20 protein-coding genes are annotated in these 20,897 nt (G+C 41.7%); 7 read left to right on the top strand and 13 right to left on the bottom strand.

The genetic code is table 11. The features are described 5' to 3' along the window. Positions 1 to 7 precede the first annotated feature (7 nt). The 9 genes from rpsS to rpsL all read right to left on the bottom strand — a co-directional run bounded on the left by rpsS (position 8) and on the right by rpsL (position 6,245). Positions 8 to 286 carry a 30S ribosomal protein S19 gene (gene rpsS / locus AC13CS_RS03720; protein WP_014032008.1) on the bottom strand — a complete coding sequence of 93 codons (279 nt, stop codon included), beginning with the start codon at positions 284 to 286 and terminating at the stop codon, positions 8 to 10. An 11-nt stretch (positions 287 to 297) separates the two neighbouring features. Further along, positions 298 to 1,122 (bottom strand): 50S ribosomal protein L2, encoded by an 825-nt coding sequence (gene rplB, locus AC13CS_RS03715; protein WP_326279095.1) that lies wholly within the window; start codon positions 1,120 to 1,122, stop codon positions 298 to 300. 9 nt (positions 1,123 to 1,131) lie between these two features. Then, a complete protein-coding gene (rplW, locus tag AC13CS_RS03710) occupies positions 1,132 to 1,422 on the bottom strand; it encodes a 50S ribosomal protein L23 (RefSeq protein ID WP_293168768.1) in 291 nt (96 codons plus the stop codon). Positions 1,423 to 1,429: 7 nt separating this feature from the next. Next, on the bottom strand, positions 1,430 to 2,059 hold the full coding sequence (gene rplD, locus AC13CS_RS03705) for a 50S ribosomal protein L4 (RefSeq protein ID WP_326279165.1): 630 nt from the start codon (positions 2,057 to 2,059) through the stop codon (positions 1,430 to 1,432). Continuing rightward, positions 2,059 to 2,682 carry a 50S ribosomal protein L3 gene (rplC, locus tag AC13CS_RS03700; protein ID WP_293168769.1) on the bottom strand — a complete coding sequence of 208 codons (624 nt, stop codon included), beginning with the start codon at positions 2,680 to 2,682 and terminating at the stop codon, positions 2,059 to 2,061. The genes rplD and rplC overlap by 1 nt, the downstream gene beginning before the upstream one ends. A gap of 239 nt (positions 2,683 to 2,921) precedes the next feature. After that, entirely contained in the window at positions 2,922 to 3,227 is a 306-nt protein-coding gene (rpsJ, locus tag AC13CS_RS03695) for a 30S ribosomal protein S10 (protein ID WP_014032013.1), read from the bottom strand. 12 nt (positions 3,228 to 3,239) lie between these two features. Further along, the gene (fusA, locus tag AC13CS_RS03690) at positions 3,240 to 5,366 is read right to left on the bottom strand and encodes an elongation factor G (RefSeq protein WP_293168770.1); all 2,127 of its coding nucleotides are present in this window, start codon (positions 5,364 to 5,366) and stop codon (positions 3,240 to 3,242) included. 8 nt (positions 5,367 to 5,374) lie between these two features. Then, entirely contained in the window at positions 5,375 to 5,851 is a 477-nt protein-coding gene (gene rpsG, locus AC13CS_RS03685) for a 30S ribosomal protein S7 (protein WP_014032015.1), read from the bottom strand. A 19-nt stretch (positions 5,852 to 5,870) separates the two neighbouring features. After that, on the bottom strand, positions 5,871 to 6,245 hold the full coding sequence (gene rpsL / locus AC13CS_RS03680; protein WP_014032016.1) for a 30S ribosomal protein S12: 375 nt from the start codon (positions 6,243 to 6,245) through the stop codon (positions 5,871 to 5,873). Between the two features lie 710 nt (positions 6,246 to 6,955). Between rpsL and AC13CS_RS03675 the strand changes: the two genes are divergently transcribed. From AC13CS_RS03675 to rlmB, 6 genes are all read left to right on the top strand, one after another. Beyond that, on the top strand, positions 6,956 to 10,180 hold the full coding sequence (locus AC13CS_RS03675) for a SusC/RagA family TonB-linked outer membrane protein (RefSeq protein WP_482888432.1): 3,225 nt from the start codon (positions 6,956 to 6,958) through the stop codon (positions 10,178 to 10,180). Between the two features lie 21 nt (positions 10,181 to 10,201). Beyond that, complete coding sequence (locus AC13CS_RS03670) at positions 10,202 to 11,926, top strand: SusD/RagB family nutrient-binding outer membrane lipoprotein (RefSeq protein WP_293168775.1); 1,725 nt, start codon at positions 10,202 to 10,204, stop codon at positions 11,924 to 11,926. 20 nt (positions 11,927 to 11,946) lie between these two features. Beyond that, positions 11,947 to 12,831 (top strand): hypothetical protein, encoded by an 885-nt coding sequence (locus tag AC13CS_RS03665; protein WP_482888431.1) that lies wholly within the window; start codon positions 11,947 to 11,949, stop codon positions 12,829 to 12,831. 135 nt (positions 12,832 to 12,966) lie between these two features. Beyond that, on the top strand, positions 12,967 to 13,710 hold the full coding sequence (locus AC13CS_RS03660; RefSeq protein WP_482888430.1) for a hypothetical protein: 744 nt from the start codon (positions 12,967 to 12,969) through the stop codon (positions 13,708 to 13,710). A gap of 33 nt (positions 13,711 to 13,743) precedes the next feature. Beyond that, positions 13,744 to 15,084 (top strand): aryl-sulfate sulfotransferase, encoded by a 1,341-nt coding sequence (locus tag AC13CS_RS03655; protein ID WP_482888429.1) that lies wholly within the window; start codon positions 13,744 to 13,746, stop codon positions 15,082 to 15,084. A 90-nt stretch (positions 15,085 to 15,174) separates the two neighbouring features. Continuing rightward, on the top strand, positions 15,175 to 15,906 hold the full coding sequence (gene rlmB / locus AC13CS_RS03650; protein ID WP_482888428.1) for a 23S rRNA (guanosine(2251)-2'-O)-methyltransferase RlmB: 732 nt from the start codon (positions 15,175 to 15,177) through the stop codon (positions 15,904 to 15,906). Here rlmB and AC13CS_RS03645 read toward each other — a convergent pair. After that, the gene (locus AC13CS_RS03645) at positions 15,903 to 16,625 is read right to left on the bottom strand and encodes a rhomboid family intramembrane serine protease (RefSeq protein WP_482888427.1); all 723 of its coding nucleotides are present in this window, start codon (positions 16,623 to 16,625) and stop codon (positions 15,903 to 15,905) included. The genes rlmB and AC13CS_RS03645 overlap by 4 nt on opposite strands. 120 nt (positions 16,626 to 16,745) lie before the next feature. On the opposite strand from AC13CS_RS03645, the gene AC13CS_RS03640 reads away from it, so the two are divergent. After that, a complete protein-coding gene (locus tag AC13CS_RS03640) occupies positions 16,746 to 18,023 on the top strand; it encodes a replication-associated recombination protein A (protein ID WP_482888426.1) in 1,278 nt (425 codons plus the stop codon). Here AC13CS_RS03640 and AC13CS_RS03635 read toward each other — a convergent pair. Genes AC13CS_RS03635 through AC13CS_RS03625 form a run of 3 tightly spaced genes read right to left on the bottom strand, consistent with a single transcriptional unit; the run spans position 18,020 to position 20,878 of the window. Further along, positions 18,020 to 18,862 (bottom strand): hypothetical protein, encoded by an 843-nt coding sequence (locus AC13CS_RS03635; RefSeq protein WP_482888425.1) that lies wholly within the window; start codon positions 18,860 to 18,862, stop codon positions 18,020 to 18,022. The genes AC13CS_RS03640 and AC13CS_RS03635 overlap by 4 nt on opposite strands. 13 nt (positions 18,863 to 18,875) lie before the next feature. Then, entirely contained in the window at positions 18,876 to 20,336 is a 1,461-nt protein-coding gene (locus AC13CS_RS03630) for a DUF5723 family protein (protein WP_482888424.1), read from the bottom strand. Then, the gene (locus tag AC13CS_RS03625) at positions 20,333 to 20,878 is read right to left on the bottom strand and encodes a hypothetical protein (RefSeq protein ID WP_482888423.1); all 546 of its coding nucleotides are present in this window, start codon (positions 20,876 to 20,878) and stop codon (positions 20,333 to 20,335) included. The genes AC13CS_RS03630 and AC13CS_RS03625 overlap by 4 nt, the downstream gene beginning before the upstream one ends. Between the last annotated feature and the right edge of the window lie 19 nt (positions 20,879 to 20,897).

Here is a 20,897-nt window from a genome sequence, read left to right as displayed (position 1 = left end):
AGCTTACTTACTTTTTACCTTTGTTTTTAGCTCCCGCATGACCCCTAAAAGATCTTGTAGGTGAAAATTCCCCTAATTTGTGACCTACCATATTTTCAGTTACAAATACGGGAACAAATTGTCTACCGTTATGAACCGCGATGGTTTGCCCAACAAAGTCCGGCGTTATCATTGAGGCTCTTGACCATGTTTTGATAACTGATTTCTTACCTGATTCTATATTGGCCTGGACTTTCTTTTCCAGACTAAAATGAACGTATGGTCCTTTTTTTAACGAACGTGCCATTTACTTTTCTTTTATTTCTTTCTACGTTCTATGATATATCTATTGGTGTCCTTAGTTCTAGAACGTGTTCTAAATCCTTTTGCAGGAATACCGTTCCTAGATCTTGGATGACCTCCTGAAGCTCTACCTTCACCACCACCCATTGGGTGATCAACAGGGTTCATAGCTACTGGTCTAGTTCTTGGTCTTCTGCCCAACCATCTGCTTCTACCCGCTTTACCGGATACCAACAATTGGTGGTCAGAGTTGGAAACCGCCCCGATAGTGGCCAAACATGTAGCCAAAACCATTCTTGTTTCACCAGAAGGCAATTTCAAGGTCACGAACTTACCGTCTTTCGCCATCAACTGGGCAAAAGTTCCGGCACTACGCGCCATAATAGCACCTTGACCCGGTCTCAATTCTATACAAGACACAACAGTACCCAATGGAATTTCACCCAATGGGAGTGCATTTCCAATTTCTGGAGCAGATCCAGTTCCAGACTTGATTGTCTGACCTACCTGCAGTCCGTTTTGGGCAACTACATATCTTTTTTCACCATCCTTGTATTCTACCAAGGCGATAAATGCAGTTCTATTGGGATCATACTGAATAGAAACAACAGTTGCCTCTACTCCTTGTTTATCCCTTTTGAAATCGATGATTCGATATCTTCTTTTATGGCCACCACCTTTATGGCGCATGGTCATCTTTCCTTGACTGTTCCTACCACCCGTCTTTTTGATCGGAGCAAGCAAGCTTTTCTCCGGCTTATCAGTAGTAATCGCGTCAAATCCGTTTACTACTCTAAAACGCTGACCAGGGGTTATCGGTTTTAATTTTCTAACTGACATTTCTCGTCTTTATAGATTACTGTAAAAATCAATAATATCACCTTCAGCCACATCAACGATTGCTTTTTTGATTGCATTCGTCTTACCGTGCTGAATTCCGGTTTTTGTATAACGACTCTTACGCGATGGGCCATAGTTCATGGTTCTCACCTTTTCAACAGAAACACCATAAGTAGCCTCTACCGCTTCTTTGATTTCCAACTTGTTAGCGGTTGGATTTACAAAGAATCCATAGCGATTGAAAAGCTCGCTATCAGCGGTCATTTTTTCCGTAATGATCGGTTTTATCAACACACTCATGATACTTTTATTTCTTTAGGTTCGATTCAATTCTTTCCAAAGCACTTTCCGTCAATACTAAACTTGTTGCGTTAACAATTTTGTAAGTATTTAATTCTGAGCCTGTTACAACTTCGGAACGCTCCAAATTACGCGACGACAAATATACGTTATTATTTGAATCGCCCAACACAATAAGGGACTTTTTATTTTCTATCCCCAAGGAAGACAAGAAATTAACGAAGTCCTTGGTTTTTGGAGCTTCAAAACTGAAGTCTTCCACAACCACTATTGATTGCTCCTTGGACTTTATGCTCAAGGCCGATTTTCTGGCCAATCGCTTCATGTTCTTGTTCAACTTTTGGGTATAATCCTTTGGTCTTGGACCAAAGATTCTACCACCACCTCTAAATATTGGTGATTTAATGCTACCGGCCCTTGCGGTACCTGTACCTTTTTGCTTTTTGATCTTTCTGGTACTACCAGCGATTTCCGCTCTTTCTTTAGCTTTGTGTGTTCCTTGTCTCTGATGGGCCAAGTACTGCTTTACATCCAAATAAATAGCGTGTTCATTAGGCTCTATAGCGAAAACATCGTCGGAAAGCTCTACTTTCCTACCTGTCTCTTTTCCCTTGATATCTAAAACTGCTACCTTCATCATTTCCACCTTTGAATTGTTACGTAAGCATTTTTATGACCTGGAACACATCCTTTAACTACCAAAAGATTTTTCTCAGGAACCACTTTCAATACTTTTAAGTTTTGCACGGTAACTCTGTCACCGCCCATTCTACCGGCCATTCGCATACCTTTCACAACTTTGGAAGGGTAAGATGCAGCACCGATGGAACCAGGAGCTCTCAATCTGTTATGCTGGCCGTGGGTCGCTTGTCCAACTCCACCGAAACCATGACGTTTTACAACACCTTGGAATCCTTTTCCTTTTGATGTGCCTACTACATCAACAAATTCTCCTTCTACAAATAGATCAACACCTACGGTGTCCCCCAATTTGTATTCACCTTCAAACCCTTGGAACTCAACGACTTTCTTTTTAGGAGAAGTACCTGCTTTTTTGTAGTGACCTGTTTCGGCCTTATTAGCACGTTTTTCTGCCTTGTCATCGAAACCTAGTTGAAGGGCTCTGTACCCGTCTACCTCTTCGGTTCTGACTTGGGTAACCACGCATGGCCCAGCTTCCAATACGGTACATGGAACGTTCTTTCCATTCTCGTCGAAAATGCTGGTCATACCGATTTTCTTACCTATTAACCCAGACATATTTAATTAATTAACAATTATTTACTTTTTATAACTCTTGCCAATTTCTTGGCAAAAAAATTGGGTCAAGAAAATATTCTGTTCTGACCCAGATTTTTTTCTTTCTCCGTTTTTCCCGAACCGTCGTTCAGGACATGTTTATGCTAAACTTGTTTCAGCACCTCTTCATTGAGACACTTCGGCTTCGCTCAGTGTTTGTTCGGCTAAAACTTTCTGTAAACCAGAAAGTCAAGTCCTCATCAAACTTTAATCTCAACCTCCACACCACTTGGAAGCTCAAGCTTCATAAGGGCATCGATGGTTTTTGATGAAGAGCTGTAAATATCCAATAATCTCTTGTAAGAGCTCAATTGGAACTGCTCTCTCGATTTTTTGTTCACGTGGGGTGAACGCAAAACCGTAAATATCTTTTTGCGTGTTGGCAATGGAATTGGTCCAGTCACCACAGCACCTGTTGTTTTTACTGTCTTAACGATCTTCTCAGCAGATTTGTCCACCAAATTGTGATCGTAAGATTTCAATTTTATTCTAATTTTTTGACTCATCTTGCTGAAAAATTAAGCGGTTACTCCTTTAGCTGCTTTGATTACTTCTTCCGCGATATTGGAAGGCGTATCTGCATAGTGTGAAAATTCCATTGTGGATGTTGCCCTACCTGAAGACAATGTCCTCAAGGAAGTAACATAACCAAACATTTCCGATAGTGGCACTTCAGCCTTGATAACCTTGGCACCTGCTCTATCCGACATACTGTTTACTTGCCCCCTTCTACGGTTCAAGTCACCAACAATGTCACCCATGTTTTCTTCTGGAGTAAGTACCTCCAACTTCATAATTGGCTCCATAATTACCGCTTTCGCTTTTTTAGCCGCTACCTTGTAACCCAATTTTGCAGCAAGTTCGAAAGAAAGTTGATCGGAATCCACAGGGTGGAAAGAACCATCTTTAAGGGTAATTTTCATGGAATCCATTTCGAATCCTGCCAAAGGACCATTTTTCATAGCCTCTTTGAATCCTTTCTCAACGGATGGGATAAATTCCTTGGGAATATTACCACCTTTGATCACGTTAACAAACTCCAGTCCGGATTTACCTTCTTCAGCTGGCTCCATAGTAAATACGATATCCGCAAATTTACCACGACCACCGGTCTGCTTTTTGTATGTTTCCCTATGATCGGCCGTTCCGGTAATAGCTTCTTTGTACTCTACCTGAGGTTGACCCTGGTTAACATCTACCTTAAACTCACGCTTTAAACGATCACAAATAATATCCAAGTGAAGCTCGCCCATACCAGAAATAATGGTTTGACCGGATGCTTCGTCTGTTTTTACCTGGAAGGTTGGATCCTCTTCGGCCAATTTAGCCAAAGCCATACCCAATTTATCAACATCAGCTTTAGTTTTTGGCTCTACCGCGATACCGATTACCGGCTCTGGGAACTGCATACTTTCCAGAACAATTGGATGTTTTTCATCAGAAAGGGTATCCCCAGTCTTAATATCTTTAAAACCTACTGCCGCACCAATATCTCCTGCTTCGATGAAGTCGATTGCATTTTGCTTATTGGAGTGCATTTGGTAGATACGAGAAATACGCTCTTTATTACCTGAACGGTTGTTCAAAATATAAGAACCTGCGTCCAAACGACCGGAATATGCTCTAAAGAATGCCAAACGACCTACGAAAGGATCGGTTGCAATCTTGAAGGCAAGAGCTGCAAATGGCTCTTTTGGGTCGGGTTTTCTTCTTTCTTCTTTCTCAGTATCTGGATTGATACCTACAATATCATCTTTATCCAAAGGTGATGGCAGGTAACGGCAAACTGCATCCAACAAAAATTGAACTCCTTTATTTTTAAAGGAAGAACCACAAATCATTGGAATAATAGCTCTGTCCATAACAGCAGCACGCAAAGCGGCGTGCACCTCATCTTCAGTGATGGAATCTTCGTCTTCGAAGAATTTTTCCATCAACTCTTCATCATATTCTGCAACAGCTTCGATCAAGGCAGCTCTGTACTCCTTAACTTCAGCCTTCATTTCTTCAGGAATGTCAACAACATCAAAGGTAGAACCAAAGTTATCCTCGTGCCATACAACAGCTCTGTTCTTGGCCAAGTCAACAATACCTCTAAAGTCTGCTTCGTCACCAATTGGCAGTACAATTGGCACCGCATTGGAACCCAACATCTCACGAACCTGCTTACACACGTTCAAGAAGTTGGAGCCTTGACGATCCATTTTGTTAACGAAACCGATCCTTGGCACTTTATAGTTATCGGCCAATCTCCAGTTGGTCTCGGACTGTGGCTCAACACCATCAACGGCACTGAACAAGAACACCAATCCGTCCAACACACGAAGTGAACGGTTTACCTCAACGGTAAAGTCCACGTGCCCGGGAGTGTCAATAATATTAAAGTGGTAATCTTTTGTGTCAGGTAACGGTTGTGCATTCTCCATTGGAAACTTCCATGTACAAGTGGTAGCTGCAGAGGTAATGGTAATACCACGCTCTTGCTCTTGCTCCATCCAGTCCATGGTTGCGGCACCATCGTGCACTTCACCAATTTTATGACTCACACCTGTATAGAAAAGAATACGTTCTGTAGTAGTTGTCTTTCCAGCATCAATGTGAGCTGCAATACCTATATTCCTTGTATATTTTAAATCTCTTCCCATTGTATTGATTAGAATCTAAAGTGCGAGAATGCTTTATTGGCCTCGGCCATTTTATGTGTATCTACTCTTTTCTTCACTGCAGCACCTTCTTCTTTGGCAGCCGCTAAAATCTCAGCAGCCAGTTTCTGTGCCATTGATTTCTCGTTACGCTTTCTTGAAAAGCTGATCAACCATTTCATGGCAGTGGAAATTTTTCTATCTGGACGAATCTGCATAGGAATCTGGAATGTTGCACCACCCACCCTTCTACTGCGAACTTCTACGTGCGGCATAACATTTGAAAGGGCGTCCTTCCATAGCTCCAATCCTGTTTTTTCTTCGTCAGTGTTCTTTTCGTCAACAATTTCAATTGCATCATAAAAAATCTTGAATGCAACTGATTTTTTACCGTCCCACATCATCATGTTCACGAAACGTGTAACAAGTTGATCGTTAAATTTTGGATCCGGCAATAACGGTCTCTTTTTTGCCTGTTTTTTTCTCATCGCTTCTTCTTAAAAATGATTAATTTTTAGGACGCTTTGCACCATACTTAGATCGTCGTTGCGTTCTTCCCGCAACACCTGCGGTATCCAATGCTCCACGAACGATGTGATATCGCACACCAGGCAAATCCTTTACTCTCCCGCCTCTTACCAATACTATCGAGTGCTCTTGGAGGTTGTGACCTTCACCGGGGATATATGCGTTCACCTCTTTACCGTTGGTCAACCTTACCCTTGCAACTTTACGCATTGCAGAGTTTGGTTTTTTAGGTGTAGTGGTATAAACACGTGTACAAACCCCTCTTCTTTGAGGACACGAATCCAAAGCAGCCGATTTACTCTTCTTGGTAATTGTGGCCCTTCCTTTTCGTACTAATTGTGAAATTGTTGGCATTAAATTTCTTTTAAAAACTAAATAACCCTCATTTTGAGGGCTGCAAATGTAGTAATTATTCCCAATAATTCAAATCCCCAGTAATTAAATTTCAACCGGAAGTAAAAAAATTCAAAACCAACACAGCGCAACACACCAAAAAGGACAAAAAAGGGAAAACAGAAGCACTGTATATTAAAAGACTATATATTAAGGTACCCGTTGTGTATTTTGATGAAATTTGTCATTTTGAGCGAACTACAAGGGAGCATTAGTGAAATTTGTATCGAGAAAAAGAATTTTTATCCAAAAAGGTTCTCGACCTGCCGGCAGGTACGCTTTTTTTCCCTCAAAATTACCTGAGCCGGCACCTACAACTAAAGTTTAATGTTAAAAACCTACAATGGACATTAACGTGTAAGGGCCAAAAGTAAAAATTCACATCTTCTTAACACAACCAACAATCCACCAACCACCACACCGATTCCATTAAAACTTTCCAAAAAAAAATGACTTTCACGAACTAAACCTTTCATATAAATGGGGTCTTAAAACGAATATTTACATTAAGAGCAATTACACCCCCATCAAATTACAGAGTTATCAATGAACTCTAATGATTTTGAAGTTATCTCATTTAATGATCCTCTCTTAAAGATTTTATAAAATTAGTTTGGATTATTAACATGAAATTATGATTTTAGCGATTAGCTAATTCAAATAATTTAACAATGAGAACAAAACTTAATGGATTGTTAACGCTATTATTGGCGTTTGTTGTGCATATATCCTATGCGCAAGACAAGACGATTACAGGTACAGTTACGGATGCCGATGGGCTCCCGCTGCCTGGGGTCAACATTGTCGTTGAAGGGACCACAACAGGTACCCAAACTGATTTTGATGGAAATTACGCCATCAGCGCGAGCGAGGGGCAAACATTGCTTTTCACTTACATTGGGCAAAGACCCTCGACAAAAGTTGTCGGCGCTAGCAGCGTAATCAATGTTCAAATGGTGGAAGACACCCAAGCCCTTGAAGAGGTAGTTGTTACCGCACAAGGTATTAAACGTGAAAAGAAGGCCTTGGGTTATGCGGTTTCTTCTGTTGGTGAAGAAGACTTGGAACAACGTGCCGATGGCGATGTTGCCAGGGTACTTTCCGGTAAAGCTTCTGGTGTAAACATTACCGCCGCGGGTGGTATGTCTGGTTCCGGTACCAACGTTGTAATTAGGGGTTTAAGCTCCTTTAGCGGAAGTAACCAGGCGCTTTTTGTAGTGGACGGCGTTCCTTTTAGTAGCGACACTAACGCTCAGGGTAACTTCCTGGATGGAAACACAGGTTCTTCCAGATTTTTGGATTTGGACCCGAACAACATTGCCAGTGTAGAAGTACTTAAAGGTTTGGCCGCTGCCACTCTATATGGTACACAAGGTAAGAACGGTGTAATACTGATTACCACTAAAGCTGGTTCTGGTGAAGGTGGTGCCAAAAAAACAGAGATTACGGTAAACCAATCTTATTTTGTCAATGCCATGGCTTCCTTGCCAGATTATCAGGATGAGTATGGTGGTGGTTTTGACCAATCTTTTGGATGGTTCTACAGTAACTGGGGACCTAAATTCGAAAGAGGTGGTGTTGCAGGATGGGGGAACCAACCTGCTATCGACGACAACGGTACGCTTCCACACCCTTATTCGACAACTGCTATTCAAGCCACAAGGGATGCCTTCCCAGAACTCCAAAATGCACGATATGACTGGAGACCTTACGATAGTGTTGAAAACTTCTTTAGACCGGGCGGTGTAAGCAATACGTCCGTCAACATTAACGGTGGCACTCAAGATGGCTCTACATCATTCAACGTTAACCTTGGTTACTTGAACGATGAAAGTTTTGTTCCTGGTAACGATTTACAGCGTTTTAATATCTCTGTTGGTGGTAGAACACAACTTACCAATAAATTCACCATTAGTGCTGCCATGAACTATTCCAGAACTGACTACCGCACTCCTCCAATTGCGGCGAGTAGAGGTAATGGTAGTTTAGGTTTCTCTACGTTTGGTGCTGTATTCTTTACACCAAGAAACGTTGACTTAATGGGATTGCCTTTCGAGAATCCTATTGATAATTCCAGTGTGTACTATAGAAATGGTAACGATATCATGAATCCAAGATGGATTGTGAAAAATGCGCAAAACTCTCAGTTGACCAACAGGTTCTTCTGGAATGCTTCTGCCAACTACGCACTTTCCGACAACTTGGACCTAACCTACAGGGCAGGTATGGACTTCTATACTGAAAGAAACACTCAATATTCGAATAAAGGTGGTGTTACATTCAACAATGCCATTTTCGGTTTCTTGAACACATACGATAACAACAATACCATCTGGGACCACTACTTGGCACTTAATGGTAATTATGACCTTTCTGAAAAATTGGGTATGACTTTCACCGCTGGTGCAACAACAAGATCTACCACGTTTGACCAACAAGGGGTTCAAAGTACGGGACAGTTGGTTTATGGAGTGGTACGTCACTTTAACTATTCCAACCAATTACCTATCCAGTATACCGAAAGAAGAAACATCGCCGGTGTATTAGGTCAGGTAACTTTGGATTATGACAACATGTTGTTCTTAACAGGTTCCACCAGAACAGACTGGGTATCTAACCTGATTACGGATAACAACAGTAAAACATACCCCAGTGGAAGTATTTCTTTCTTGCCAACGGCCGCATTCCCAGAATTGCAGTCCCAAGGAGGTCTTAACTTCTTAAAGTTGAGAGCAGGTATCGGTTCTTCCGCTACTTTTCCAACGGCTTACCCCACTGTAGGTATTGTTGAGCAAAACACACAAGTATTTGGTGAAGGTGGTGAGATTACCACAAACCAAGTTGCAAGTTTTAAAGCAAATCCAGACTTGAAGCCTGAGCTACTGTCTGAATTCGAATTAGGTTTTGAGTCTAGATTCTTCAATAGCCGAGTTTCTTTGGATTTCACATACTTTGACCGTACAACTACCGACTTGATTGTGCGTGAACCATTATCACCATCTACAGGGTTTACCTTTACGCAGAGCAACGTTGGTAAAATCGAAGGTGATGGTATTGAAATAGATGCCTCTGTGGACTGGTTCAGAAGTGATTCTCCCGATGGGTTCAACTGGAACACTAGAGCAAACTTCTCTACGTACAAGCCTGTAGTAACAGAACAAGAGCAGGACATTATTATTTACGCAGGTAGCTCTACCCTATTTGTAGGTGGTAACGCAGCAATTAAAGGTAAACCTCTCGGGGCCATGGTAGGAACAGCTGTCGGTAGAGATGCAGACGGCAACCTATTAGTGAACGATGCTGGTGATTATGTAATTGTAGAACAAGATTTGGATGGAAATGTTCCTGTAATTGGGGATCCAAACCCAGATTACATCATGAACATCATCAATACCATGTCCTTCAAAAATTGGAACTTCGGTTTCCAATTGAGCCATACCAAAGGGGGTGACATCATGTCAAATACAATCGCTACCCTTCTAGGTCGTGGTTTGATTACCGAAACTTTGAACAGAGAGAACACCTACATATTGCCAGGTGTATTGCAAAGTACAGGTGAAGTAAACAACAAACAGACAAACAACGCATCTTACTACTTCGATAACGTTTTGTTCGGTCCTGCCGAATTGAAAGTTTATGATGCTTCCGTAATCAGATTGCAAGAAGTTTCTTTAGGTTATTCATTCCCAAAAAAGTTTTTGGACAAGACCCCATTTGGAACTTTGACCATTACCGCCCAAGGATTCAACCTTTGGTATGATGCCTACAACACGCCAGATAGTGCCAACTTTGATCCAAACGTTCAAGGTGCGGGAATCGGTAACGCCCAAGGATTCGATTTCATCAACGGACCTAGTGCTAGAAAATACGGTTTAAGCGTCAAAGCATCGTTTTAAATAAAAAATAGCTAAAATATTATGAAAAATATAGGTAAATATATAACCGTTGTCTTTCTACTAGCAGGATTATTAAATTCTTGTGAGACAACCGATCTGGACCTCCGAGTGAGTCCTAACGATCTTGCTGCCGACCAGGCAGACCCAGCATTGCTTCTGAATTCGATTCAGCTTGCCTACGCTGGCAACATTTTTGATTTCAGCATCTTGGGAGGTGAATTAACCAGGATTGAGTACATGAGCGGAAGAAACTACTTTAACAACTACCCGGGCTCTACTCTGGACGATGTCTGGGAGAGAACCTACAGTAGCGGTTGGGGAGATGATGAAGTATATTCAACAGATTATGATTTGGGTATCTTTTCCAATGTTCAGCGATTAGAAGAAATCGACGCAACCAGCGATGTGGATTATTCCTTCCATATTGCAGTGGGCAAAACAATTCAGGCCCACATGCTTATGTTAATAACCGATTATATTGGTTCAGCCGTTTACTCAGAAGCTGGAGACCCAGACCAGTTCCCAGCTCCTGCATTGGACGATGGAGCAGCAGTTTATGCCAGTGCATTGGCGTTGTTGGACGAAGCTGAAAGTTTGTTCGCCAAAAATCCTGGAACAGTGGGAGCTACAGACTTCTACTATGGTGGTGATTCTTCCTTGTGGATCAAAGCAGTAAACTCGTTAAGACTAAAGGCTTATGTTACCACAGGAAACACTGCTGCTTTTGATGCTGTAATTGCTGAAAACAACTACATTGATGATGTTGAGGAAGATTTTCAATTCCAATACGGAAGCCGTGAATTGCAACCAGATACCCGTCATCCTAACTACGCTGACGATTACACGCCAAGTGGTGCCGACAATTACCGCGCCCTTTGGTTGATGCAGTATATGCAAAATGTGGACGACCCGAGATTGCGTTACTATTTCTATCGTCAAGTTGCCGAAACTCCAGGAGCTCCAGGGGTTGACCCCAACGAGGAAACCTTGGCGTGCTCCTTGGCCGTACCTCCAATTCACTATCAAGAAAGTGAGTGGGCATACTGTAGCTTGCCCAATGGTTACTGGGGTAGACAACACGGTAACAACGAAGGTACACCACCAGACGGTTTCACAAGAACTGCAATCGGTGTTTACCCAGCTGCCGGTAAATTTGACGACAGTGATTTTGCTGTAGATGAAGATGATCCCAGCTATGATCCAACAGTAGGTTTGGGCAAAGGTGGTGGCGGAGCCGGTATTCAGCCCATCATCCTTTCATCCTATGTAGATTTCTGGAAAGCCGATAACGCCATGGCCAAAGGGGAATCCGATGCTGTAGTTGCGGAATTGTTTAGGTCGGCATTGAACAAATCCATGGCAAAAGTAAGACCTTTTGCTGCTTTGGATCCAACTGCCGATTTAAGTTTTGAGCCTTCAGGAACAGACGTAACAACTTGGATAGATGGTATTATTGCCGATTTCTTGGCAGCTACTGGAGATGATCAAATGAACATCTTTGCCGATCAATATTTTGTTACTCTGTATGGTGGTTCGGCCGAAGCCTACAACTATTATAGAAAAACAGGATATCCAACGAACTTGGCCCCAAACTGGGAAGCTAATCCAGGTCCTTTCCCAAGAACCTTCCTTTACCCTCAAACCGAGGTTATCACAAATCCGAATTTGACACAAAAAACGGATATGACAGGACAGGTTTTCTGGGATACAAATCCGGCATCACCAGCATTCCCAGAAGCTCAATAACATAAAAAAAATTGAAAATCATGAAATTTATAAATAAATCACTTTTAGCCGCAGCTCTAGCGCTAGTAGGATTCACATTCAATTCGTGTGATGATGGTGACGCTGTGATTGACGAAGTATTTGCCAATACCACAAGTGGTATTGTGCTAAGAACAGTGAATGTGGAATCGGACGAACTGCCTATTGGTCAATCTGACTCCTACTTTGCTGTCGAATTAGAAATGCAGGACGAAGAAGACGGTGCACTGGTGGAAAGCCTTGATGTATACGTTTCCTTTAAAGACAACACAATTGAAGAAGGAGGAACAGATTTTAGTGCTGCCGAGGTTCAAGTTGGGACCGTTTCCAGTTCTGAGTTCACTATTGGAGAATATGGATTTCCAAGATACTCCTATAGCATCACTCTTCCAGAAATGTTAAGCGCTCTTTCTCTATCCGAGGCAAACGTAGATGGAGGCGATGTGTTCTCCATCCGTTTTGCAGCCAATTTGGTAGACGGTAGGACGTTCTCAAACGGTCAGAACACAGATACCTCTACAGGATCTTTCTTTGCATCTCCGTTCCAATACAATGCAACGGTTGTATGCCCTCCAACTCCTCCAACTCCAGGGGAATGGACGATAGACATGCAAGATTCCTATGGAGATGGATGGAACGGTGCTTCTGTCTTGATAACCATTGACGGTGAGGCTACCAACTATCTAATAGAGGATGGAGCTGCAGCTTCTGAGTCTTTCAATGTTCCTGATGGAACTGAGGTTATCTCCATTGAATTTGTATCTGGAGATTGGGATTCTGAAATAACCTTTCAAGTTACCTCTGCGAACGGTAATGTGATTTTGGATCTAGGTCCAAGTCCTACTGCCGATATTGAATTGTTGAACTACTGTTTGAACAACTTATAGTCCATCTAGTATTCAAACACAAAAAAGCCTGGATTTATTAATCCAGGTTTTTTTTGTTCTTAATTAGAATTATCCTACGTAATTTCTTATCTTTTTAATCACAAAAACAAACACAATACATTAACATTCAATTACATGAAAAAATTCATCACACCATTACTACTATTTCTAACGGTCAATCTAATGTCAGCTCAGTATGCCGGTCAAGTAGCATCGGGCAGTTCATACAACGCTGCATCCAGTGCCCTGGTCTCTACTGTCATTGGCGATATGGATGATCAATATGATCGCTTATCAAAACAAACAGGAATTGACGATTTTGCAGGTTCCCCGTATACGAACGATACATTTGTGCAAACCCCTCTTTTTTATGGTGATGAAGGCATGGGCACCTACTATTATAGATACAACGCTTACAACGAAGAGATTGAAATAAAAAAAACCAATTTATCAGAAGAAAAGATAGCTGCACTTACCAAAGATAAATCCATAAAAGTGATGGTAAAGGGTAAACCTATGGGCTTTGCCACCTTTATCGACAAAAAAGGAAATACCCTGAACGGCTATCTAACCACAGTTTTAGATGGCAAAACCTACGACCTCTACAAAAGGGTAAATGTGAAGTTTACCGAGGGACAAAAAGCACAAAACTCCTTTGTTAAGGCTGTTCCAAACAGGTTTACACACTTTATTGAATACTACTACCAAGAAAAAGGTGTGAACAGAATAGACGAGATCCCCTTAAAAACCAACAAAGTTGCCAAACTGTTCAAAGAGCCATTAAAATCAGAGGTGAAAAACTACATTAAGGACAATAATTTAGATGTTAAGGAGGAATCGGATTTAATTAAAGTCTTCAACTACTTGAATGAGAGATAACATATTCTTTTTCCTTAATTATTTAACCTGCACATGTTAAAATCATCAATCAAAACATCTCTGGCAGTAATTTGTTGCACACTCCTTTTATCCTGTTCCAACAACGACGACTCCATCACTCCCGATGAGTCAGGAGAAGAAACCCCGGAACAAGGAGAAACCCCAACAGAAGAAACTCCACAAGAAAACAACGAAGAGGTTGTGGAAGGTGATTTGGGCACGGTAACCTACTTTAACAAAGCTTTGGCAGAAGACCATTACATCCTGGTAAACGACGCCATGAGCAACCGTGTTTATTTAATGGACAAAAATGGTGGTTTGGTGTACGAATGGCCATTGGGAGACCGTAAAATTGGAAACGATGTTGTGCTGCTTGAAGATGGAACGCTATTAGCCGCATTACAAGCTGAAGGACCCGATATATTGTTTGGTGGCTTTGGAGGGAAAATCCAGATAATCGACAAAGAAGGCAATGCGCTGTGGGACTTTACCTATTCCAATAGCAACCACCGTTTGCACCACGATGTAGAATTATTGCCCAACGGCAACGTGTTGGGCATTGCATGGGAAAAAATGACCCAGGAAGAAGCCTTGGCCAATGGCTCCAACCACAATACCGACCTTTACCCGGAATCCATTCTGGAAATTAATCCTACCACGGATGAGATTGTTTGGGAATGGCATGCCAAAGACCATTTAATCCAAGATTTTGATGATACCAAATTAAATTTTGGGGAGGTTGCTGCAAACCCACAGTTGATTGACCTAAATTATGTAAATGCTGAAAACGGCAATATTATGCACATTAACGGTCTTGGTTACGATGCCATCAACGACCTAATATTTTTGAGCGTTAATTTTTACAGCGAAGTATGGATTCTCGACCACAGCACCACAACCGAAGTGACGGCATCCCACTCGGGCGGAAATTTTGGAAGAGGCGGAGACCTAGTGTATCGCTTTGGCAACCCAACTGCCTATGGTGACGATGATTCCGAAAGAATGTTTGTAAGCAACCATTACCCAAATTTATTTGAGCCCGGAAAAATGCTCATTTTTACCAACGGAGGTGACCTTGGCCAATCCACAGTATACGAATTGGGCTTACCGAATGCACTAACCCAAGAATCCATTCCCACCCTTACCAGCCCTGAAATCCTTTGGAGTTTCACAGATACTGAACTGTATTCCCCAAAAGTTTCCGGAGCTGTCCGTTTGCCCAATGGAAACACCCTTATTACAGAAGGCGACTATGGTATTTGGGAGGTTACGACCGAAGGAGAAGTGGTTTGGAAGTTTTCTGGAGATGGTTTTTTCTGGAGATCATACCATTATGCTAAGGATCACCCTGGGATTATTGCTTTGGACTTATAAATCTTGTTTCAAAACATCTTAAAAAATAATGGCCCCATTGGAAATGGATAGGCTACTTTATTGCATCTTTGCATTTAAATTGCAATAAAAATGAGCAGTCAAATCTATGGGATACGGGCCGTTATGGAAGCCATCAACGCCGGACAGCCCATCAACAAGATATTTATTCAAAAGGGTCTCAAAGGCGAACTTTACAAAGAACTGGAATCCTCTGTTCGTAAAAATGGCCTTAGCCTATCCTATGTTCCAGTTGAAAAACTGAACCGCCTTACCCGAAACAATCATCAAGGTGTAGTAGCGCAAATATCCCCAGTACAGTTTCATCAATTTGAAGAGTTGGTGGAACAAGTGCTATCCAAAAAACAACTTCCCTTGTTTTTGATGCTCGACGGAGTTTCAGATGTTCGTAATTTTGGTGCCATTATCCGAACTGCGGAATGTAGCGGAGTGCACGGAATCATAATTCCAAAAAACGGAGCTGCACCAATTACCGACGATACGGTTAAAACCTCGGCGGGAGCAGCCTTTAATGTGCCCATTGCCAAAGTAGATCATCTAAAAGATGCCATTTTCTACCTGCAATCTTCAGGTATTGTGGTTACCGGAGCTACCGAAAAAGCCGATGATGAGATTTACGGAGTGGACTTTAACCGGCCTACTGCCATCATCATGGGATCTGAAGAAAAAGGCATCTCCCCTTCTACCCTAAATATTATTGATCACCAAGCAAAATTGCCACTAATGGGAAAAATTGGTTCATTAAACGTTTCCGTGGCCTGTGGTGTTTTTCTTTATGAGGTGGTTCGGCAACGGAGAGGTTAATCATCACTGGACTTTTTATAGTGATATTTGATTTCGATTTTCTGTTCGGATTCTTCCGTAGTGGTCTCGATAAAATTACCATCTTCATCAAAATGTTTTAGGAAAGGATCGTCCTCTTCCTTATAATCTTCCCGTTCCCAGTCGTACTTACGAACCTCGGGAATCCGAACCTTGGTGACCAGCGCAAGCGCAAGCCCCGTAGCAAATCCAGCAAGGTGCCCTTCCCATGATATACCATCCTTTACAGGAAAAATATACCAAATCATGCTCCCGTAAATAAAAACCACAATCAATGACAATGCTACCAACCGATAATGTTTGGCAAAAATTCCCTTAAAAAAAATAAAGCTCGCCAACAAATAAATTACACCACTCGCACCAATGTGGTACGATGGTCGTGCAATTGCCCAAGTAAGCAATCCGGACGCCAATGTTCCGAACAATAATATCCGAAGCGCCGCACTTTGGTAAAAATAGAACAGAAAAGCCGTTAACACGGCCAATGGGATGGTATTGTTGTATAAGTGCGTTATGGAACCGTGGATAAATGGGCTAAAGAGCACTCCCTTTAATCCGGATAACCTTCTTGGGTAAACTCCATAATCGTTTAGGTTGACGCCAAACTGCACCTCGACCCAAAAAACAATCCAAATAGAAAGTACGGCCACCAATGGCGCCAATACTACTGCGTTTGAAAATTTAAATGTATCTGAACCCATATACCCACAAAATCAAACATCCCGCCACAACCTTAAATGTATACAAATTGTCAGGTTGCCAACAAAAATCCTTTCCAAATTAAGAACAATGGACCATCAAATTTATTTTATTTTTACTCCATGAACGAACCTTTGGCAGAACGAATACGGCCTAAAACTTTAGAGGATTACATCAGTCAACAACATTTGGTGGGAAAACAAGGCGCTTTGACCACCCAAATCAAAAACGGTGTTATCCCCTCCTTGATATTCTGGGGTCCCCCCGGAACGGGAAAAACAACCTTGGCCAACATTATTGCATCTGAAAGCCAACGGCCCTTTTACACTTTGAGTGCCATTAGCAGTGGTGTAAAGGATGTTCGAGAGGTGATTGACAAAGCAAAGCAAAGTGGGGGATTGTTCACTTCCAAAAACCCTATTCTTTTTATTGATGAGATTCATCGTTTTAGTAAATCTCAACAGGATTCATTGCTCGGTGCGGTGGAAAAAGGTTGGGTGACACTTATTGGGGCAACAACGGAGAATCCCAGTTTTGAAGTGATACCTGCACTTTTATCAAGATGTCAAGTATACACGCTGAACCCATTTGGAAAGGATGACCTTATTGCACTGTTGGAACGGGCCATTAAAACGGATGCCCATCTTTCCAAAAAACAAATTGAGCTGAAGGAAACGGAAGCATTGTTACGCCTATCGGGGGGAGATGGACGAAAATTACTCAACATTTTCGAGTTGCTGATCAATTCGGAGGGTAACGACAAAATTACCATCACCAACGATCTAGTGCTCAACAAGGTTCAGAAAAACACGGTGCTGTACGACAAAACCGGGGAACAGCATTATGATATTATTTCGGCCTTTATAAAAAGTATTCGGGGAAGCGACCCCAATGCCGCTGTATATTGGTTGGCCCGTATGATCGAGGGCGGTGAAGATGTAAAATTTATTGCAAGGCGAATGATCATCTTGGCATCCGAAGATATTGGAAATGCGAACCCCACGGCCCTTGTATTGGCCAACACCACTTTCCAGTCCGTTACCACTATCGGGTATCCTGAAGCTAGGATAATTTTGAGTCAATGTGCCACTTATTTGGCAAGTTCACCAAAAAGTAATGCCAGTTACATGGCCATTAACGAAGCCCAACAAAAAGTACGTCAAACCGGGGACCTTTCCGTCCCCATCCCACTCAGGAATGCCCCTACCAAATTGATGAAGGATTTGGGGTATGGAAAAGGATATGACTATGCCCATAACCACGAAAATAATTTTGTGGATTTTGAATTTCTTCCCGATGAAATTACCGGAACTACATTTTACAGACCAGGGAACAACCCAAGGGAAAATTCCATGAGGGACTTTTTAAAAAAAAGATGGAAAAACAAGTATGATTTTTAGAACTTGATATTCAGCTCTTTCTGTACTTTTTTACCGTTCTCGGAATACTCCAACAGCCATTTGCCGTCTTTTTGAAAGACCACTGCATTATTACCCTGGAAATCGGTCATAAAAACATTTTCCATCGAAGTAGCTTCCAACCTTAGTACAACTTTCGGCGTACTGTCCACCAATTGGTATCCATTTTCGGTAGGTTGGGCATATAAAAGGTTTGTGGGAACCGTGGTCATTTTATCCGTATCGGACTCCCTTATAATTGTTGAAGGTTTTGGCGTTACACTTTTATAAACCTGTTCTTCCATAGTGGCCTTTTGTTCGACAACGTGCTCTTTGGACGCTTCTTCAACCGATTTTACATCATCCTTAAAACTAACGGTTACTGGTGCTTCCCTATTAACTTCCTCTTTTTTGGGCTCATACGCATAATCCATACCGGCATAAGAAACAAATGCTTTCTGAATGGCATCCTTATAGGCTTCATCATATTCCTTAATCTTAGTTTTCCCTTCAACGGACCTAAATACTTCAACATTGTTACAATCCTTGAGGGTAATGGTCACTTTTGTGGAAAAAAGCGAGGAATCATCAACCAAGTCGGCTGTAAGTCCCAAACATCTATTGCCTGCCAAATCTACAGGCAAGGCATCATCATAAACAACATTAAAACCGTTTTGTTCAAAAAAATATTTTACCAAAGTGCTGGTCTGATACTCGTTTACAGACTTGAAAGCATCAAACTTTTTTGGAACAATAATATATTTATAGTTGTTCAATTGTGCGTTTACGGCACCGCTCAATCCCATTGTCAAAAGCAATATGTACAATACTTTATATTTCATATAGTAAAAGTAATCAATTACTGTTCCAAGATATGATATTAAATCCGAACTGTAAAGAGGCGTAATGGCTATCGGCCACATTGCTATAGCTTAAAAGGTTGTCTGCCAAAACATAAAAATTAACAGGCCCCAATTGAAGATTTGCACCCAATCCAATATTTGTAAAAGAATATTTATCAACGGTATACGTGGCTTTTAAGGAAGCGATCCTTCCAAACCTTCTTTGGTAAAAACCGGTCAATGCGACCTGTACGCCCCGGGGTCTTTTCATCATAAACAATTGACCACCCACACTGTTCCTGTAATAATCGCGATTGTTCCCACCTCCCCCGTTAACGGCACATCCGCAATTTTCGAACAAGGGTCTTCCCCCTCCTTCACCAAAATCGTATCTAACAGAACCATAAACCTTGATCGGCCTTAATGAAATATAACTGGATTGGTTTTCGCCATGGGGCAGTGCCGCATCAATCTCATCTATGAGTTCCTGCCATAAATCGTTGTTCACATTGTTGATGTCCTCCGGAAGAAAAACAGAAATCCCGTCGGTAGTTGTACTTCCGCTAAAGGTGTAGTTCCATACATCCTTTGAGTTATTGATAAACCCCATATCCAAAACACTTCCTGTTATTGTGGTCTGCGGGCTGAGGTTATAGCTAAAGCCAAAATCAAAACCAAGTCCAAGGTTTCCGCCCAACAATACCCGCTCCGTGAAAACACTTGCCAAATCCTTTTGTGTGGTGCCCGTATCTTCTTCAATAATATCGTAAAACTCCCTTATGCCTGCCGTTTGGAGATGCATATTGGCATTTATTGTACTCTCGTATACATTATTCTGACCTTGCCTTGTTACAAAAGAACCTGAATTTTTTATGGATTGAAACTGAAAAATACTGGAATAGATTTTGGCCCTTGCCCCCAAGGTAAGTGACTCGCTCACCTTCCTGTTGATTCCAAAATGAAACACATTGATCATCTCACCACGAAGATTTAAATCACCTAGATCAAAACTCCGCCCAATGTTGTTGCCTCCATTACCTTCAAATGCCAAAATAGCCAAATCCTTGGGCCAATACGAGATGATGTCCATTTCACCGTACATTCCAAAGGAATAGTAGTCATCCGGCCTGTTTTTACCTCTAAAACCCACGGTAATTCCCTCTATCTGGCTTGTGGTACTGAAATCGTCTTTGTCCGACATTATATCCAACAACCGCTCTTGGACTTTTGTGGTAAAATCAACACCGTCGTTGGCAAAGAGATCGTTCACGGTAACACCACTGGTTGCACCTTGTACAGATAGTCCAGAAATCACCGGAATGCCGGCATGCCATTTTTGAGAAGTCTTGACCCCTGGATTTACCATCAAAGATTGTGGGATTTCATAAAAATCGTACAACAACTCCTTGTTTTGGGTAAAAACAGTGGTACTGCAAAATAAGGCAATCAATATAAGTTTTGGGGCTATTCTCATTGTAGTTGAAATACAAATTGCGCTCCAGAGCGTAAAATAATTTTAGGGTCTTCGGCCGACGAAACACTGGTGCCGTCACTCAAATTATTGGCTGATATTCGAAGGCTGGATGTGTTCGCAAGAATTTCTATCGGTTTGCCCTCTGGGCCATATGGAATATTCCAAGTTTTCGATGAGTTTGCTTCAATGGTAAGGGGTTCCGTATCCAATGATTGTCCTGCTTCATCCAAAAATTCAATGATTATCTGTAATTCCTTGCTGGTGGTATTGTCCATCTCGTAGGTAATGACTCCCTCTAAAAGACGCTCGGCAACGTACTGCTCATTGAATGCCTCAAAATTGATCTCTTGAAAATAAAAAGAGCTTAGTGCTCCTGCTGAGTTTATGGTCTCTTCATCTGATTCCAAATAAAAAAGACCCGAGGCCAACGTTGGGGTTACCGTTAAATCATCAATCTGATCAAAATCTTGTTCTTCGGTACACGAAACAACAAAAAATATGAAGCCAATTGCCAAGAAGATCGAATAGCATAATCTTTTCATCGCCAAAAACATTTTCGAG

The organism is Flagellimonas sp. B-3, from assembly GCF_056857835.1.
Note: the sequence above shows the minus strand (reverse complement) of the source record. Positions and strands in the feature narration are given on the sequence as shown.

Bases quoted from the DNA above. Each gene is read 5' to 3' on its own strand.
- rpsJ (WP_014032013.1), bottom strand. From the start codon at position 3,227: ATGAGTCAAAAAATTAGAATAAAATTGAAATCTTACGATCACAATTTG.
- rlmB (WP_482888428.1), top strand. From the start codon at position 15,175: ATGAGCAGTCAAATCTATGGGATACGGGCCGTTATGGAAGCCATCAAC.
- AC13CS_RS03675 (WP_482888432.1), top strand. From the start codon at position 6,956: ATGAGAACAAAACTTAATGGATTGTTAACGCTATTATTGGCGTTTGTT.
- AC13CS_RS03640 (WP_482888426.1), top strand. From the start codon at position 16,746: ATGAACGAACCTTTGGCAGAACGAATACGGCCTAAAACTTTAGAGGAT.
- AC13CS_RS03665 (WP_482888431.1), top strand. From the start codon at position 11,947: ATGAAATTTATAAATAAATCACTTTTAGCCGCAGCTCTAGCGCTAGTA.
- rpsL (WP_014032016.1), bottom strand. From the start codon at position 6,245: ATGCCAACAATTTCACAATTAGTACGAAAAGGAAGGGCCACAATTACC.
- rplW (WP_293168768.1), bottom strand. From the start codon at position 1,422: ATGAGTGTGTTGATAAAACCGATCATTACGGAAAAAATGACCGCTGAT.
- rpsG (WP_014032015.1), bottom strand. From the start codon at position 5,851: ATGAGAAAAAAACAGGCAAAAAAGAGACCGTTATTGCCGGATCCAAAA.
- AC13CS_RS03645 (WP_482888427.1), bottom strand. From the start codon at position 16,625: ATGGGTTCAGATACATTTAAATTTTCAAACGCAGTAGTATTGGCGCCA.
- AC13CS_RS03660 (WP_482888430.1), top strand. From the start codon at position 12,967: ATGAAAAAATTCATCACACCATTACTACTATTTCTAACGGTCAATCTA.
- rplD (WP_326279165.1), bottom strand. From the start codon at position 2,059: ATGAAGGTAGCAGTTTTAGATATCAAGGGAAAAGAGACAGGTAGGAAA.
- AC13CS_RS03630 (WP_482888424.1), bottom strand. From the start codon at position 20,336: ATGAGAATAGCCCCAAAACTTATATTGATTGCCTTATTTTGCAGTACC.
- AC13CS_RS03625 (WP_482888423.1), bottom strand. From the start codon at position 20,878: ATGAAAAGATTATGCTATTCGATCTTCTTGGCAATTGGCTTCATATTT.
- rplB (WP_326279095.1), bottom strand. From the start codon at position 1,122: ATGTCAGTTAGAAAATTAAAACCGATAACCCCTGGTCAGCGTTTTAGA.
- AC13CS_RS03655 (WP_482888429.1), top strand. From the start codon at position 13,744: ATGTTAAAATCATCAATCAAAACATCTCTGGCAGTAATTTGTTGCACA.
- rpsS (WP_014032008.1), bottom strand. From the start codon at position 286: ATGGCACGTTCGTTAAAAAAAGGACCATACGTTCATTTTAGTCTGGAA.
- AC13CS_RS03635 (WP_482888425.1), bottom strand. From the start codon at position 18,862: ATGAAATATAAAGTATTGTACATATTGCTTTTGACAATGGGATTGAGC.
- AC13CS_RS03670 (WP_293168775.1), top strand. From the start codon at position 10,202: ATGAAAAATATAGGTAAATATATAACCGTTGTCTTTCTACTAGCAGGA.
- fusA (WP_293168770.1), bottom strand. From the start codon at position 5,366: ATGGGAAGAGATTTAAAATATACAAGGAATATAGGTATTGCAGCTCAC.
- rplC (WP_293168769.1), bottom strand. From the start codon at position 2,682: ATGTCTGGGTTAATAGGTAAGAAAATCGGTATGACCAGCATTTTCGAC.